Origin of the sequence: Photorhabdus akhurstii (genome assembly GCF_018448925.1) — a bacterium.
Taxonomy (GTDB): Bacteria; Pseudomonadota; Gammaproteobacteria; order Enterobacterales; family Enterobacteriaceae; genus Photorhabdus; species Photorhabdus akhurstii.
In genome coordinates, this window is record NZ_RCWE01000002.1 from 17,461 (window position 1) to 32,719 (window position 15,259).

Below are 15,259 nucleotides of genomic sequence, written 5' to 3' on the forward strand. Positions count from 1 at the left end.
ATTACATGAAATGTTATAAAAGACGGTAAAAGTCTGTTTTACCGTCGAGTTACTAAATTACTGTTGGATTAAATGGGATGCGCCAGCATTCTCTATCTAACCTAATTCCCCGAGAATTTGGCGCTAAAGTGTTGTAACGTGTTATTCCACTTCAAGAATACGGCAGGTGTTAGTGCTGCCAATTGTCCCCATCTGATCACCCTGAGTAACCAGAACAAGATCACCGGAAACCAGATAACCTTTATCGCGCAGACGATTAACCGCTTCATTGGCCGCTGTAATGCCGTCAGTATGACTGCTGCAATAAACCGGTGTAACGCCACGGTAAAGCGCTGTTTGGTTTAAGGTTTTCTCATGACGGGACATAGAGAATATGGGGAGACCAGAACTGATGCGAGACATGATACGAGTGGTGCGGCCTGATTCAGTCATGGCAATAATGGCTTTAACCCCATTTAGATGGTTTGCCGCATACATGGTAGACATCGCAATGGCTTCTTCGATACTGTCAAAAGTGGTGTCTAACCGATGTTTTGATACATTGAGGCCGGGCATTTTTTCTGCTCCGAGACAGACTCGCGCCATTGCGGCAACCGTTTCGGCAGGGTATTGGCCCGCAGCGGTTTCAGCGGAGAGCATTACGGCGTCAGTACCGTCGAGAACGGCGTTTGCCACATCCATCACTTCTGCACGAGTAGGCATTGGGTTGGTGATCATAGATTCCATCATCTGAGTCGCGGTAATCACTACACGATTTAGCTGACGGGCACGGCGAATTAATTTTTTCTGAACGCCAACCAACTCTGGATCACCGATTTCTACACCAAGGTCACCACGAGCAACCATGACGACATCAGAAGCCAGAATGATTTCATCAATGGTTTTATCACTGCTAACGGCTTCTGCGCGTTCAACTTTCGCCACGATCTGCGTTTCACAGCCCGCGTCTCGCGCCAGTCGGCGAGCATAATTAAGATCTTCTCCGGTGCGGGGGAAAGAGACGGCTAGGTAATCAACGCCGATTCTGGCCGCCGTAATAATATCTTCTTTGTCTTTTTCGGTTAGGGCTTCCGCAGATAATCCACCGCCCAGTTTATTAATGCCCTTATTGTTAGATAGCGGGCCGCCTACAGTGACTTCCGTGAAGACTTTCATTCCTTGAACTTCTAATACCTTGAGTTGAACACGCCCATCATCCAGCAACAAAGTATCACCCGGTACAACATCCGTGGGCAATCCTTTGTAATCGATACCGACTTTCTCCTTATCGCCTTCGCCTTTACCAAGATTGGCATCAAGCAGAAATTTATCTCCGACATTCAGGAAAATTTTGCCCTCTTTAAACGTTGATACGCGGATTTTAGGCCCTTGAAGATCGCCAAGAATAGCGACATGGCACCCCAGGCGGGCTGCGATCTCGCGGACTTTGCTGGCTCTCTGGAGATGATCTTCGGCGGTACCGTGGGAAAAGTTGAGGCGGACTACGTTTGCACCCGCAGCAATAATCTTTTCAAGATTATTATCGCGGTCGGTAGCCGGACCAAGTGTAGTAACAATCTTAGTTCTTCTGAGCCGTCTGGACATGTGTTACTCCGTTGACCTGTGAGTATTGGTATTGGTTATATAAAAATAATCAATAATCTATTAATTATCCTATAAAACGAGTAAAAAAACTCTTCGGCAATCCAACTATCAAGGCTGTTTATAGATTACTTTTGTGACCCATATCAACTTATCATGATACTTTTCACTGTAGTGCCTATTGACCAGTGTCAGCTATAGGGGAACGACAGGGGGAACGTTTTACACAATCGCTATGCCCTAGCGAATCAGCTAACCCTTTTTTAACGGATATTTATTGCCGTATTTCTATCCTATCACGATTTGTTCCCGATTTATCAATAATCTAATGTCTCTAAAGATTTTGATAATGAAAGGTGTAGTGATTTAGGCTTACTGGAATCTGGCAATACTTGGGGACTGGAGGAGAAAAACATCCAGAATAGGGATGCTGTAAACTATGTAAATAATAAATTTTTCTTGATAATGATGGGATGGAACTGTCTCTTAAGTCAGACTTATGATCAAGAGACAGTTATTTATTTGTGTAAGGTTTGTGAGCAGTCTGGGGGAGGCAGGGGTCTTATGCTTTTCGATACCATCCCATTAACTTAACATATGAATTAGTAATTGAAATCGCGGCATTGGCACCAGAATTTCCGGTATTACCTGAAACTGTATGGTCATGTGACCCTATTGGTACCGTATGAGAGTGGGCACCATTAGTGCTAGTGTTAAATTTGGCATTGTTCCAATCTGTAGATTTTGATCCCTGATTGTTCTTAGAACCGTCGAAATGACCATAACGCCCACCAGTAGTTTCACCCCACCCACTATCATGATAATGCTCTCCGGCGATATTGGTGGTTTTGGTGCCATAATCAAATGTGCTCGTTGTCCCAAAAAATGTATGATTATGTGCTGGCATTTGTGCCGCTGTCAGGCTTATCAAATCATTGCCGCCGGTTGATAAAATATCGGAGCCATTGGCGCTAGCTAATCGAATGGTTTTATTTTCACCAATATATTCCCATGTAGTACCCGGAAATAGCACATTGGGGTTTTTATTTTGAGCGAACCAAATCACAATTCCTACAGGATATTGGGTATTAATAATGGTTTCTATTAAGCCAAGATTCTTCACAAACGTATTTTTATCAGGAATGTCTGCGCCGTTTTGGTTTTTTTCCAGACGGTTATTTGCATTTTGATTGACATCAGAAACAAGCTTCTGCGTTGCCGCAAGGGTATTACTGTCGCCTGTTTGGTCTGTGAGTTGAATAACACCTTGTTGTGTCAATGAGGCGCTTGGTACTTTTGTTGTGATTTTTTGTTCTAATGCTCTATTTAATTGGGTAGTGAGTTTAGCTATATCTCCATCATCTAAAACATCATTACCAGATTGAGTCGCGATAAAATCAGCGATAACAGAGGATATGGTTGATGACTGACGTAATACCTTATTTAGCAAATGAGTAGTAATATTTTCTGGTGGAAACCCAGTCTTCAAACCCTGATCTTGCTCATATCTTTCTTGGCTAATTACATTAGCATTACTACTAATGGAAAAGGCTTTGAAATCATTTTTTTTACTCATGTTCTCTCCTGGAATTAAATAATTTGATTTTGTAATCAATATGTTGAATTATTATAAAAGTCATTCCATACAATATATGTCAATAATAGTTTAGCTTGAAAAAAATATGATAAAATATTCTTATGACTTAGAGTGGTAACTGTTTTTGTATAATGGGCAGAAATAAAATTCCGAAATTGTATGATCGGGTGAATATCTAAATTATTTATATTCATCATCTGAAAATATGCTGATGGCTATATTATTTTTGTCCCGTGCAATTTTATTCATTAGGCCGTCCTTATAATATAATTAAACGCCACATTCCTAGGACGTGTTTCATTATCACCATTCATCCCAATAGATTTATATTCCCCTAAGCCGCCTCGATCATTAGGATCGCCATGCATACCGCCACGCACGGGGTCTGGATATTGAAGAGAGGTTTGATCGCTGTTAGTGGTAGAAATACTATGATTATGCCTTTTGAACGCATCATATTGAAAACTCAATATACTACGTCCGTTGTCAATACCACGCCAACTATCCCAACCACGAATAAATTCACCACGTAAATCGGGTAATACTCCATTAGGATAGGCTTGCGCTAATTTCGGATATTTTGTTTTATCAAAAGAAGCGCCGTTACATTGTGCCCATCCTTCTGGTGGGGTGGCAGTCGGCCAGGGGAGTGGCACCCCTACCGGGATCAGTTTTTCAAACAAACTGAGGTTTCTCACAAAAGCATCTTTATCAGGAATGTCTGCGCCGTTTTGGTCTTTTGCCAGCCGGTTATTCGCATTCTGATTGACATCAGAGACAAGCTTTTGCGTTGCCGCAAGGGTATTACTGTTGCCTGTGTTGTCTGTGAGTTGAATAACGCCTTGTTGTGTTAATGAGGCACTTGGCACTGTTGTTGTAATTTTTTGTTCTAACGCTCTATTTAATTGAGCAATAAGTTTAGCTATATCGCCATCATCCAGAATATCATTGCCAGATTGGGTCGCGATAAAATTAGCGATGACAGAGGATATAGTTGATGATTGACGTAATACTTTGTTTAGCACATGAATAGTGATATCACTTGGGGGGAACCCAGTTTTCAAACTTCGGCTTTCTTCATAGGCTTCTTGACTGACTACATTAGCATTGTTACCAATAGAAAAAGCTTTAAAATCACTCTTGGGATTCATATATTTTCCTCAGATTAAATAATATGATTTTATAATCAATATATTAAATTATTGTGAAAGTCATTTCCTACAATTATGTCAACAATAGTTTAGCCCGGAAAAAGCATAATGAAGTGTTCTTATGACTTAGGGGGATAATAGTTTTTGTATAATTGGTGGAAATTAAAAATCAGAAACTGTTGACAGGGGTAAATATCTAAATTATTTATATTCAACATTTGAAAGTTGTTTTTATCTTCTTGCTTGCTATTTATTTCGGTAATTTTTTATAATGATTTATAATTTAATTTTTACATTTTTATTATTATTTTATTGAATTGATTCAATGAAATAGGATTTTCTTGCTATAATTCTGTAATTTCTCGCTTATCTCGGCTAATGCAGACTATTTACCGACGCTCAATAAGCTATAAACGAGCGCTGACTACACAATTGTTGTGAGTCAGCCAATAGCGAGAGGATTATTTTCAGGTCGGGGGAAAGTCAATTTTATCAAAGCGTGAATTTCGTAGCGCCTTTTTGACTCTTTTCAAATTATCTCTGAATTTTGAACCACGGCGCAGGGTAAAACCCGTAGCTAAAACATCAATAACGGTTAATTGAGCGATTCTTGAGACCATTGGCATATAAATATCTGTATCTTCCGGGACGTCCAGAAGAATGGCGAGCGTTGCTTCGTGGGCGAGGGGAGAATCTTGGGAGGTAATTGCGATAACTGTCGCATCATTTTCTCGCGCAAGTTGTGCTGCTTCCACCAGGCTTTTAGTTCTGCCGGTATGGGAAATGAGTACGACGACATCACCTTCGGCACTGTTAATACAGCTCATTCGTTGCATCACAATGTCATCAAAATAGATAACGGGAATGTTGAACCGGAAAAATTTATTCATTGCATCATGGGCGACGGCCGCAGAAGCCCCTAGGCCAAAAAATGAGATTTTTCGGGCTTGAGTCAGTAAATCGACAGCTCGGTTAATGGCTGTGATATCCAAATTGTTTTTGACGGTATCCAGAGTTGCCATTACCGATTCAAATATTTTATTGGTGTAGGCACTAACTGTATCGCTCTCTTCAACATTGCGATTTACGTAAGGCGTGCCATTGGCAAGACTTTGGGCTAGATGGAGTTTGAAATCGGGAAAACCTTTGGTATCCAGACGGCGGCAAAAACGGTTTACTGTGGGTTCACTGACTTCCGCCATTTTTGCCAGCGTTGCGATACTGGCATGAATTGCAGTTTGTGGTGAAGCCAGGATTATCTGCGCCACTTTTTTTTCTGATTTACTCAAGAATTCGATACTATTTTGGACTCGTTCCAGTGTATTCATAAAACGCAGTTACCTGTGGTTTTGACGATTTCATTCAGATGAGAAATCTATATAAATTTTTATGAAAATATACTATTAGCAAATTGAAGCTGGCAGTAGGAAGTCACAATAATTTAATGTTTTTCATAAAAGTATGACAAGTGTCTAACTTTCACATTGGTAATTATCTTTCATAAACGTTGTAAAGTTACATAAAACTATCACATTTTTATCATGGGTAAAACATATTGTTAACATCTGGTTGTGGTTATTCGTTATCGCTGTTTACGCGCCATAGTCAAAAGAGTACATTATTGGTTAATGCTGTAACAAAATTACAATATCCCGCAATGAGGAGATACATATGGCGGTTACTTCTACAGCTCAGGCTTGTGATTTAGTCATTTTTGGCGCTAAAGGGGATTTGGCTCGCCGGAAATTATTGCCTTCCCTTTACCAGCTTGAGAAAGCGGGTTATATCCACCCAAAAACCCGAATTATCGGTGTTGGCCGGGCTGATTGGGATAAAAAGGCGTATACCAAGGTTGTTGAAGAAGCTTTAAATACGTTCTTGCCGGAAAAATTAGATCCAGAGTTATGGAAGACATTGAGTGAACGTTTGGCGTTCTGCAATCTGGATGTTAATCAAAAGGAAGATTTTGCCAAATTGAAAGCGATTCTTAATCAAGGGCACCAGCCAGCAATTCACTATTTTGCCATGCCGCCAAGCACTTTTGGTTCGGTTTGTCACGGATTGGGCCTTGCCGGGTTAAATAAAGAGCCAAACCGGGTTGTGATGGAAAAACCTTTAGGGACTGATCTTGAATCATCTAAAGCCATTAATGATGAAGTAGCAAAATATTTCAATGAGCGTCAGGTTTATCGTATCGATCATTATCTGGGTAAAGAAACCGTATTGAATCTATTAGCACTGCGGTTTGCCAATTCCCTATTTGTGAATAACTGGGATCACCGGACAATTGATCATGTACAAATTACGGTAGCTGAAGAGGTCGGTATTGAAGGCCGTTGGGGTTATTTTGACCAAGCTGGGCAAATGCGCGATATGATTCAGAATCACCTGTTGCAAATATTGACCATGATTGCTATGTCTCCTCCGGCAGATCTGACGACAGACCGTATTCGTGATGAAAAAGTAAAAGTATTGCGTTCTCTGCGTCGTATTGATCACACGAATGTGCGGGAGAAAACAGTACGTGGTCAATACACTGCCGGTTTTGTTCAAGGGCACAAGGTACCGGGGTATCTGGAGGAAGAGGGAGCGAACAAGTCCAGTCGGACGGAAACTTTTGTTTCTATCCGTGTCGATATTGATGACTGGCGTTGGGCCGGGGTGCCTTTCTATCTGAGAACGGGTAAACGTCTGCCAACGAAATGTTCTGAGGTGGTGGTTTACTTCAAAAAGCCCGCATTGAATTTGTTCTCTGAATCTTATCAGCAACTACCACAGAACAAACTGACGATTCGTCTGCAACCGGATGAAGGTATTGATATCGAAGTTCTGAACAAAGCCCCGGGGCTGGAGCACAAGCATCGTTTACAAACTACTAAGCTGGATCTGAGTTTCTCTGAAACGTTTAACCATATTCCATTGGCAGATGCTTATGAGAGATTGTTGCTGGAAGCTATGCGGGGTATTCAGGCGCTATTCGTTCGTCGTGATGAGGTGGAAGAAGCTTGGAAATGGGTTGATTCTATTATGAATGCATGGGCGGCGGATAATGATGCGCCTAAGCCTTATCAGGCGGGAACATGGGGGCCGGTTGCTTCTGTTGCTATGATCACCCGCGATGGTCGTTCGTGGAATGAGTTTGAGTAATTGACAAACCTTTCTGTTGAAGCTCAAGCCGCGCTGTAAGCGGCTTGGGTTGTTATCAACAAGGTATCAGCTTATGTTGATATCAATTCTGTTTTTTGATTCAACTCTGTTTATCAGATAAAAAGTAAGTAAAATTGAGTGGTTGCTTTCTATTATTTCGTATGGTAGAAGTAATAGGAACACTAACATTATTTATGAGGATTCTTCGTATATCGCGCGGAATATCGGTGCGATGAAAGAATGAGATATCATGAACAGCGCCAAAAGCGTCAAGTTTCAAAGTTCCACCCACGTGCTTTTCCTTTCTGCCATTTTATCCAGTGAGCATTACTGGTGTGGTGCATTATAGCGTCTGACTCCTGTTAACCGGTTCTTAACCGGTATTTCTATTTCGTCAAAACGTCAGGTTATTATTTCTCATCTCATGCATAGATGGGTTAGATCATTTATTAGCTTGCGTCTTGACGTGCGTATTTACGTGGTCAGGAGAAAGAAAATGATTTATTGGTTATTCCTTGCAATGGCAATTGTTACCGAAGTTATCGGTACCTTATCGATGAAACATGCCAGCGTTTCCGGTGGTGTAGTTGGCATGGCTGTTATGTACATCATGATCGCCACATCCTATATTTTGCTGGCAATGGCGGTGAAAAAAGTTGCATTAGGCGTTGCGTACGCTTTGTGGGAAGGGGTTGGCATTTTATTTATTACTGTTTTTAGTGTCATGTGGTTTGATGAATCACTGTCATTGATGAAAGTAGGTGGTTTGGCTCTGCTGATAACAGGAATTATGTTGATTAAATCCGGCACTAGAAAAGCGGCAGTTAAAAAATCGGCAGAGGTAGTGAAACAGATGGCAAATAAGGCTGTCAGTGTCGCAACAACTAAAAACAGTAAAATAAAGGAGGCATAACATGTTGCAACAATTTGAATGGTGGCATGCGGCGTTCTTATTCCTTGCCGTAGCGTTGGATATTTTAGCGAATATTTTACTGAAACTTTCTAATGGTTTTAGACGTCCTTGGATGGGGATTCTCTCGATTATTGTTGTCCTTGGGGCGTTCAGTGCGCTTGCTCAGGCAGTGAAGGGAATTGAGCTTTCCATTGCTTATGCCTTATGGGGCGCTTTCGGTATCATTGCGACAGTTGCTGCTGGCTGGATTATGTTTAATCAGCGTTTGAATTGTAAAGGTTGGGGTGGAATTGCCTTGTTGCTGTTGGGCATGGTGATGATCAAGATGGCTTAAGTCGTGGAGTAACCCAATCTGGGGGGAGTATGATTCACAGAGATTGTTTTAATTTTGTCGCTCCTGATGCGCTTATAACTATTTTTTTCTCTGTTCAGGTATTTTGATTAAATACTGTATAACTCCTCCCGCTTTGGTTTTTAAATAACGAATTTTATTGTTTATTTCTTATATTATCTGCTGGCATGCAACTAGCAACTATTTTGCATAATAACCAGCAGATATGAATAAAAGTGACTTTTAACAGCTAAAACAGACGTCTGGTTTATGGCCATCTTTCACACAACAACCAGGACAACAAGACTGAACAATATAGCGGCCATTCCCCATTTCCTTCATGTCAAAGTCTTTATAACGATAAAAAACATGTTGACCCATTGCGGTGGAACAAGATGGGCAACTTTTATAGATCTTGCCTTCTACTTCCGCAACAACGGAATCATGAAGGGGCTCATGACAACCTGAACAAACATCCATAGAATGCTCCATACCAAGTGATAAAAGTTATTGAAGATTAGGCCATGTTTATATTCACTCAACAGTGGCCCGACATTGATGTGCTTATTAGAAAGTATGGACGACGTATAAGTATAATTCAACATTGAAAAGGTAAATAATAGAAAATCCATTTGGTGAGTTAACTCTACCAGATGAAATTAACGCTATTTGTGATAAGCAATATTGGAAACTATTTTATTTACATTGATCATCAGAGTATTATCATCGGCTCAAACATAACATATATTTCTAAAATGAATTATTAAGGGCCATTGCTGAAATAGAATAGGTATTTTGGCCCATAAGATGGGTTTATAATAAGTTTATGTACAGATTTTAAAGTTCTCAAAAAATTATGGAGAATGGATTTAAAAATTGTCTATGCCAGAACAATTTTTTATCTATTTCACTTAACTCAGCTTCTTCACAGATATTATTCCAATTATCTTGGATGATTAATATTTGTCTATTAAAGATTTCTTTTGCTTTTTTCTCTGAGATATTAAAGTTATGTGCAGTTTCTAAACAGGTTTGTAATTGGCTGAGATTTTTATTTCCGACTATTAACATTGCTTGAGATGCTTCATTACCCGATCTACCTTGAGGGCATATATCATAAGCCGGAGTTAAACTTAAATTTTTTCCATCCCAAAATGCAGCATGATTTCGAGCGTGATCATCTGTATTACCGCACAGTATATTAAAAACTAATCGTGAAAATAATTCTTCTAATGTTTTCTGAGGATTAGTGAAACGATATCGTATAATCTCGGCAAAATTTTCATAACTAGCATATCTGGCCATCATATCATCCAAACTAAATAGAGTTAGAGCAGAGACCATTGATTTTCGTAACCAACTATTTTGGGTATATTCTCGATCAAATCTCTCAATTAATAGTACATTTTTATTTGCAGATGTTGCTAATTTTACTGGTGCAACATCAATACCAACTAGCTTCGCAAGTCTCATAGCAATAAACTCTGCTTTAACCACACTGTAAAGATCACTACTTGAAGAAAATTTAGCGACATATTTTTTTCCTTTATCTTCAATTAGTGCCTTGGGCCGTGCTCCGCCAATTGAACTAATTCTTCTAAGCTGACATTCTTTATAGATCGTGGTGTATATTCCGATGGAGATAGCTGAAAATCTAAAGCACCTATACGGTCAGATCCTGATTCAAGAAGGTAAGTTATTTCATTTAATATAGTAGTTTCTGTATCTGCTCCTTTTAATCCTAATTTTTTGTTGATTATAACTCTGCGACCCCACGCATCAGGTGAAGCGTCGCGGATACAGCCAGGTATTGTCAGATCACTCTGTGGGGATATGATACCAGATTTTAATGGTAATTCTGGTTCATAAATCGAGATAGATGGTGGCTGGCTATTGAATCTTTCAAGGTAACTTTTACCATAGTTAAATAGAATACGGCCGTTAAATTCTTCCAGGCGGCCAGCCACCACTGGTTCAGTTTGTTCTGGTAACCATATCCAGACATAAGCTTCTTTGTTGTTAGAAATCATCGTATACCTCTCTTTTTTCTTCCTGAATACGCCGTGGTAATAAAACTAATTTACCTCTTGTTTGTTCTATACGTGTTGAGATAGGAAATTTATCATTGTCAAACAAGTTGATACCTACAAGGTTGGCCAGCTCAAATGCTAATCCTATGGAGCAACCCATATCCCCATTTTCAATTTTTTGTAGCGTGGTTCTGGATATACCAGCACGTTCTGCCAAATTCTTTTCTGACCAATGGCGTTGTTTTCTACCTAACTTGATTTGTTCTCCGAGTAACATAACTGCCTCTTGGGAGAATTTTGAATAGGCTCTATGTTTTAACATACTTCCTCCTGTTGACCATTATAGTGGTCATTGATGGCCTTAATGAACACTATAATGGTCATCATCATGGTTTGTCAAAATGAGAATGTCAATATTAGATGAGCATTATAATGGTCACATCTTATAGTTCAAGGCATAAGAGGAAGGTTAGAGTTGTTGAGTTTATAACATTCCATTTAGAACAATGAATAATATAGTTAATGAAAATGTCGATTAATATTTTATTTTAAAATGTTATTGTAACTAAATTAATGGAGAAAGTTATATCTTATTTACATTAGTAACATCTATTGGGATATTCTGAATAACCTCCATATAATTAAAATATAAATGGAGGCGATAGAGAATATCCCAAAATTAATATTAAATACCTGCGATAATTTTTATTTCGACTTTATATTTGGGGTTCATTAGTTTAGCTTCAACGGTGCAGCGTACTGGCGCATTTCCTGCTACAACCCATGCATCCCAGGCAGCATTCATGCCAGCAAACTCTTTTCCATCAGCTAGAAAAATAGTGGCGTCGATAATTTTGCTTTTATCAGAACCGAGACGCTGTAACATGATATCAATAGCGGCTAACGTATTTGCTGTTTGCTCAGTAATATCACCATCCAGATTTTCCGGTACGGCGGTGTAGTAAATAGTTTTATTGTAAACTACTGCTTCAGACCAGCGATCCTGTGGATCAATGCGTTCAATTGTCATGGATACTCCTTTCTGTGAATGACTATCTGCCTGATTTTGGGTGGTGATCAGAACATACTATTGGCATAATCTCCATCCATTCTATTGAAAGAGACGATTTGTGTCAGACGATTTTGCGAAAAATGGCGCCCTTGCTAAAGCAATAACAGGCTTTAAACCTCGTGATGCTCAAAGAGAAATGGCAGTGGCTATTGAGTGTGCGATTAAAAACCATCAACAATTGGTCGTAGAAGCAGGTACGGGAACTGGTAAGACATTTGCCTATTTAGCACCCGCGTTGCGTTCTGGGCAGAAAGTTATCATTTCCACAGGTTCTAAGGCATTACAGGATCAGCTCTATAATCGTGATTTACCGACCGTCGCTGAAGCGATTAATTTCACCGGTAAATTGGCGTTGTTGAAAGGCCGTGCAAATTATCTGTGCTTGGAACGGTTGGAACAGCACTCTTTTGGGGGCGGGCAATTGGAAGCAGAAATTCTGGCAGATATTGTTCGGCTAAGAGGCTGGTCTTCACAAACTGAAGAGGGTGATATCAGTACTTGTCACCAAGTGGCGGAAGATAGCCAGGTTTGGCCGTTGGTCACCAGTACGAACGATAACTGCCTGGGTAGTGATTGTCCGCGTTATCAGGAATGCTTTGTTCTCAAAGCTCGTCGCCGGGCAATGGAGGCGGATGTTATTGTTGTTAACCATCATCTGTTTATGGCGGATATGGTCGTGAAAGAAACGGGATTTGGCGAGTTGATCCCGCAAGCAGAAGTCAAAATATTTGATGAGGCACATCAAATCCCTGATATCGCCAGTCAATATTTTGGTCAGCAATTAAGTAGTCGCCAACTGATGGATCTCTCCAGAGACATCATTATGGCGTATCGCACGGAAGTTCGGGATCAAGTTCAATTACAAAAGAGCGCAGATCGTCTGAGTCAAAGCACTCAAGATTTCCGGCTGTCGTTAGGAGAGAACGGTTATCGGGGTAATTTGCGGGAACTATTGCAAAATCCGCAAGTCCAGCGAGCATTAGTATTGCTTGATGATGCGCTTGAGCTTTGTTATGACGTGATGAAATTATCTTTAGGGCGTTCAGTTATGTTGGATGCGGCATTTGAGAGGGCAACAATTTATCGTAACCGCCTTAAGCGCTTGAAAGAGGTGACTATCCCCGGTTATAGCTATTGGTTTGAAAGTTATGGTCGCCATTTTCTTTTAGCACTCACACCGCTGTCTGTTGCCGACAAATTTAGTGAAATAATTAATGAGCAATCAGGTTGTTGGGTGTTCACCTCAGCTACACTCTCTGTTAATGAGCAACTTTCCTACTTTACTGAACGGCTAGGTTTAAAAGAGGCGAAAACGTTATTACTGCCAAGTCCATTTGATTATCAAAGTCAGACACTACTTTGCGTTCCCCGTCATCTACCATCGCCAAATCAGCCTGGTAGCGCAAAATGGTTGGCAGAGATGCTCAAACCACTCATTGAAACCAATAAAGGTCGATGTTTCTTTTTATGTACTTCACACCAGATGATGCGCAGTCTGGCTGAAGAGTTCCGTGCCAACATGACATTGCCGGTTTTAGTTCAGGGTGAAACCAGCAAAGGTCAGCTACTTTCGCAATTTATTGCCGCCGGCAACGCTTTATTGGTGGCAACCAGCAGTTTTTGGGAAGGTGTCGATGTGCGCGGCGAGGCGCTTTCCTGTGTCATTATCGATAAATTGCCCTTTACGGCGCCGGATGATCCCTTGCTAAAAGCCCGTATTGAAGATTGCCAACTGAGAGGCGGTGATGCATTTAATGAAGTTCAGTTGCCGGACGCGGTTATTAGCTTAAAACAAGGTGTCGGGCGGCTTATTCGTGATATTGATGATTATGGCGTTGTTGTCATTTGTGATAATCGTTTAGTGATGCGTCCATATGGTGAAGTGTTTTTGAATAGTTTGCCACCTTCACCACGAACCCGAGATTTAACGAAAGCGGTCGCTTTCCTGCAAACTCGGCAATCTCCTAATATTTCTGGTTTCGCACGGTAATTTTGTACCAGACCGCAGAGCGTGCTTTTTTTGTTTATGAGTTTGCTAAAAGTGACAGATCTAATATTGAATATGACGAAGAGATACAGTTTAAGAAGATGGCGTCCCACGTTCTAGGGTTATCAGATGAACAATTAGCCAGGCTAATTAAAGAAGGTCATTTTTCGGAGGTGACTAAATATGGTTAAAAAATATCGTAGTGATGCGTTTGCTGCAATTCACGAAACGATGGAGGCACTAAGCGAAATAGGGGCTGTCAATAAGCAAACCATGCGTGAGTTTGATGCCGCCTGTTTGACTCCCATAGAATCGCTCTCTCCAGAGGAAATACGTTCTCTTCGTGAGCGGGAGCATTTGTCACAGCCTGTTTTTGCCCGATATTTGAATGTGAGCAAAAATCTTATATCAGACTGGGAGCGTGGAACAAAAAACCCCGGAGGTCCAGCCCTGAGGTTGCTTACGATAGTTAAGAAGAACGGAATTCAGGCTATCGCGTGACATGATTAAGAATCGCTCCATATTGTAATAGCAAATCACGTTAGGAAGCGATGGAGTACAGGTAAACTGAATTTCTTTTCTATCTGATAATTCATAAAGACACAATTACCCTGTGTACATATGGCAAAGGGTAATGGCCTTCATATGGCTGCCAACTGGGTAAAATCGACAGGGTTATGATAAAATAGCGCCTTATTTTGGATTATATTTCTTGCCGAGGTGCTTAAGGCATGCCTGTACGAATTCTGGCTATTGATACTGCAACGGAAGCCTGTTCTGTTGCTCTTTGGAATGATGGTGCCGTTTTGGCACAGTTTGAAATTTCTCCACGTGAACACACGCAACGTATTTTACCTATGGTTCAATCTGTTCTGGCAGAAGCCGGGATGAGTTTACAGCAGCTTGATGCTTTAGCTTTTGGCCGTGGGCCGGGTAGTTTTACCGGTGTACGTATTGGTGTCGGTATTGCTCAGGGCTTGGCTCTTGGAGCTGAACTGCCGGTGATTGGTGTGTCAACGCTCAATGCAATGGCTCAAGGTGTTTTTCGTCTGCTAGGTGCAACTCAGGTATTAACCGCCATTGATGCTCGGATGGGGGAAGTTTACTGGGGGAAATATATCCGTAATCAGCAAGGTGAATGGCAAGGGAGTGAAACAGAAGCTGTGTTGAGGCCGGAGCAGGTGCAGGCATTCATGGCTTCATTGAATGGTGATTGGGTAGTTGCTGGTACTGGCTGGCAGGCTTATCCTCAGTTGATGGCAAGTCATTTAGCGCTAACTGATAGCAGAATCACATTACCTCATGCTGAAGATATGTTGCCTCTGGCGATACAGATGTGGAAAAACGGTGAGATGACGGCCGTAGAACATGCTGAACCGGTATACTTGCGTAATGAAGTTACTTGGAAAAAATTACCAGGTCGTTAAGTATCGATTGATGAAACTTGTAG

The 15,259-nt window shown here is 40.8% G+C and carries 16 protein-coding genes; 7 read left to right on the forward strand and 9 right to left on the reverse strand.

The features are described from left to right. Positions 1-141 precede the first annotated feature (141 nt). From pyk to EAE93_RS02730, 4 genes are all read right to left on the reverse strand, one after another. Entirely contained in the window at positions 142-1,584 is a 1,443-nt protein-coding gene (gene pyk / locus EAE93_RS02715) for a pyruvate kinase (RefSeq protein WP_036806405.1), read from the reverse strand. Between the two features lie 559 nt (positions 1,585-2,143). Beyond that, positions 2,144-3,157, reverse strand: coding sequence for a tail fiber protein (locus EAE93_RS02720; RefSeq protein ID WP_105398265.1), 1,014 nt, complete (start codon positions 3,155-3,157; stop codon positions 2,144-2,146). A gap of 269 nt (positions 3,158-3,426) precedes the next feature. After that, positions 3,427-4,329 (reverse strand): tail fiber protein, encoded by a 903-nt coding sequence (locus tag EAE93_RS02725; RefSeq protein WP_036806399.1) that lies wholly within the window; start codon positions 4,327-4,329, stop codon positions 3,427-3,429. A 467-nt stretch (positions 4,330-4,796) separates the two neighbouring features. Then, complete coding sequence (locus EAE93_RS02730; protein WP_036775559.1) at positions 4,797-5,657, reverse strand: MurR/RpiR family transcriptional regulator; 861 nt, start codon at positions 5,655-5,657, stop codon at positions 4,797-4,799. Between the two features lie 343 nt (positions 5,658-6,000). Between EAE93_RS02730 and zwf the strand changes: the two genes are divergently transcribed. The 3 genes from zwf to mdtI all read left to right on the forward strand — a co-directional run bounded on the left by zwf (position 6,001) and on the right by mdtI (position 8,723). Beyond that, positions 6,001-7,476, forward strand: a complete 1,476-nt coding sequence (gene zwf, locus EAE93_RS02735) for a glucose-6-phosphate dehydrogenase (protein ID WP_036775560.1) — start codon at positions 6,001-6,003, stop codon at positions 7,474-7,476. Between the two features lie 496 nt (positions 7,477-7,972). After that, positions 7,973-8,389 (forward strand): multidrug/spermidine efflux SMR transporter subunit MdtJ, encoded by a 417-nt coding sequence (mdtJ, locus tag EAE93_RS02740; RefSeq protein WP_036806396.1) that lies wholly within the window; start codon positions 7,973-7,975, stop codon positions 8,387-8,389. 1 nt (position 8,390) lies between these two features. Beyond that, positions 8,391-8,723, forward strand: coding sequence for a multidrug/spermidine efflux SMR transporter subunit MdtI (gene mdtI / locus EAE93_RS02745; protein ID WP_036806393.1), 333 nt, complete (start codon positions 8,391-8,393; stop codon positions 8,721-8,723). Between the two features lie 240 nt (positions 8,724-8,963). On the opposite strand, the gene EAE93_RS02750 is transcribed toward mdtI, so the two are convergent. From EAE93_RS02750 to EAE93_RS02765, 5 genes are all read right to left on the reverse strand, one after another. Further along, the gene (locus tag EAE93_RS02750) at positions 8,964-9,200 is read right to left on the reverse strand and encodes a hypothetical protein (protein WP_036775565.1); all 237 of its coding nucleotides are present in this window, start codon (positions 9,198-9,200) and stop codon (positions 8,964-8,966) included. Positions 9,201-9,566: 366 nt separating this feature from the next. Further along, on the reverse strand, positions 9,567-10,364 hold the full coding sequence (locus tag EAE93_RS02755) for a HipA domain-containing protein (protein WP_332008256.1): 798 nt from the start codon (positions 10,362-10,364) through the stop codon (positions 9,567-9,569). After that, positions 10,277-10,750 carry a HipA N-terminal domain-containing protein gene (locus EAE93_RS25270; RefSeq protein ID WP_332008073.1) on the reverse strand — a complete coding sequence of 158 codons (474 nt, stop codon included), beginning with the start codon at positions 10,748-10,750 and terminating at the stop codon, positions 10,277-10,279. The genes EAE93_RS02755 and EAE93_RS25270 overlap by 88 nt, the downstream gene beginning before the upstream one ends. Further along, complete coding sequence (locus EAE93_RS02760; protein ID WP_214039020.1) at positions 10,740-11,072, reverse strand: helix-turn-helix transcriptional regulator; 333 nt, start codon at positions 11,070-11,072, stop codon at positions 10,740-10,742. The genes EAE93_RS25270 and EAE93_RS02760 overlap by 11 nt, the downstream gene beginning before the upstream one ends. A gap of 363 nt (positions 11,073-11,435) precedes the next feature. Next, positions 11,436-11,780 (reverse strand): RidA family protein, encoded by a 345-nt coding sequence (locus EAE93_RS02765; protein WP_040150513.1) that lies wholly within the window; start codon positions 11,778-11,780, stop codon positions 11,436-11,438. A 100-nt stretch (positions 11,781-11,880) separates the two neighbouring features. Between EAE93_RS02765 and EAE93_RS02770 the strand changes: the two genes are divergently transcribed. The 4 genes from EAE93_RS02770 to tsaB all read left to right on the forward strand — a co-directional run bounded on the left by EAE93_RS02770 (position 11,881) and on the right by tsaB (position 15,236). After that, a complete protein-coding gene (locus tag EAE93_RS02770) occupies positions 11,881-13,812 on the forward strand; it encodes an ATP-dependent DNA helicase (protein ID WP_214039021.1) in 1,932 nt (643 codons plus the stop codon). Positions 13,813-13,814: 2 nt separating this feature from the next. Then, on the forward strand, positions 13,815-14,000 hold the full coding sequence (locus EAE93_RS02775; protein WP_235319362.1) for a type II toxin-antitoxin system RelE/ParE family toxin: 186 nt from the start codon (positions 13,815-13,817) through the stop codon (positions 13,998-14,000). After that, on the forward strand, positions 13,993-14,310 hold the full coding sequence (locus tag EAE93_RS02780; protein WP_214039022.1) for a helix-turn-helix domain-containing protein: 318 nt from the start codon (positions 13,993-13,995) through the stop codon (positions 14,308-14,310). Before EAE93_RS02775 ends, EAE93_RS02780 begins: the two co-directional genes overlap by 8 nt. A gap of 230 nt (positions 14,311-14,540) precedes the next feature. Then, positions 14,541-15,236 (forward strand): tRNA (adenosine(37)-N6)-threonylcarbamoyltransferase complex dimerization subunit type 1 TsaB, encoded by a 696-nt coding sequence (gene tsaB, locus EAE93_RS02785; protein WP_214039023.1) that lies wholly within the window; start codon positions 14,541-14,543, stop codon positions 15,234-15,236. The last annotated feature ends 23 nt before the right edge of the window (positions 15,237-15,259 follow it).

Bases quoted from the DNA above. Each gene is read 5' to 3' on its own strand.
- mdtJ (WP_036806396.1), top strand. From the start codon at position 7,973: ATGATTTATTGGTTATTCCTTGCAATGGCAATTGTTACCGAAGTTATC.
- EAE93_RS02720 (WP_105398265.1), bottom strand. From the start codon at position 3,157: ATGAGTAAAAAAAATGATTTCAAAGCCTTTTCCATTAGTAGTAATGCT.
- EAE93_RS02780 (WP_214039022.1), top strand. From the start codon at position 13,993: ATGGTTAAAAAATATCGTAGTGATGCGTTTGCTGCAATTCACGAAACG.
- EAE93_RS02730 (WP_036775559.1), bottom strand. From the start codon at position 5,657: ATGAATACACTGGAACGAGTCCAAAATAGTATCGAATTCTTGAGTAAA.
- EAE93_RS02750 (WP_036775565.1), bottom strand. From the start codon at position 9,200: ATGGATGTTTGTTCAGGTTGTCATGAGCCCCTTCATGATTCCGTTGTT.
- zwf (WP_036775560.1), top strand. From the start codon at position 6,001: ATGGCGGTTACTTCTACAGCTCAGGCTTGTGATTTAGTCATTTTTGGC.
- EAE93_RS02760 (WP_214039020.1), bottom strand. From the start codon at position 11,072: ATGTTAAAACATAGAGCCTATTCAAAATTCTCCCAAGAGGCAGTTATG.
- tsaB (WP_214039023.1), top strand. From the start codon at position 14,541: ATGCCTGTACGAATTCTGGCTATTGATACTGCAACGGAAGCCTGTTCT.
- mdtI (WP_036806393.1), top strand. From the start codon at position 8,391: ATGTTGCAACAATTTGAATGGTGGCATGCGGCGTTCTTATTCCTTGCC.
- EAE93_RS02725 (WP_036806399.1), bottom strand. From the start codon at position 4,329: ATGAATCCCAAGAGTGATTTTAAAGCTTTTTCTATTGGTAACAATGCT.
- EAE93_RS25270 (WP_332008073.1), bottom strand. From the start codon at position 10,750: ATGATTTCTAACAACAAAGAAGCTTATGTCTGGATATGGTTACCAGAA.
- EAE93_RS02765 (WP_040150513.1), bottom strand. From the start codon at position 11,780: ATGACAATTGAACGCATTGATCCACAGGATCGCTGGTCTGAAGCAGTA.
- pyk (WP_036806405.1), bottom strand. From the start codon at position 1,584: ATGTCCAGACGGCTCAGAAGAACTAAGATTGTTACTACACTTGGTCCG.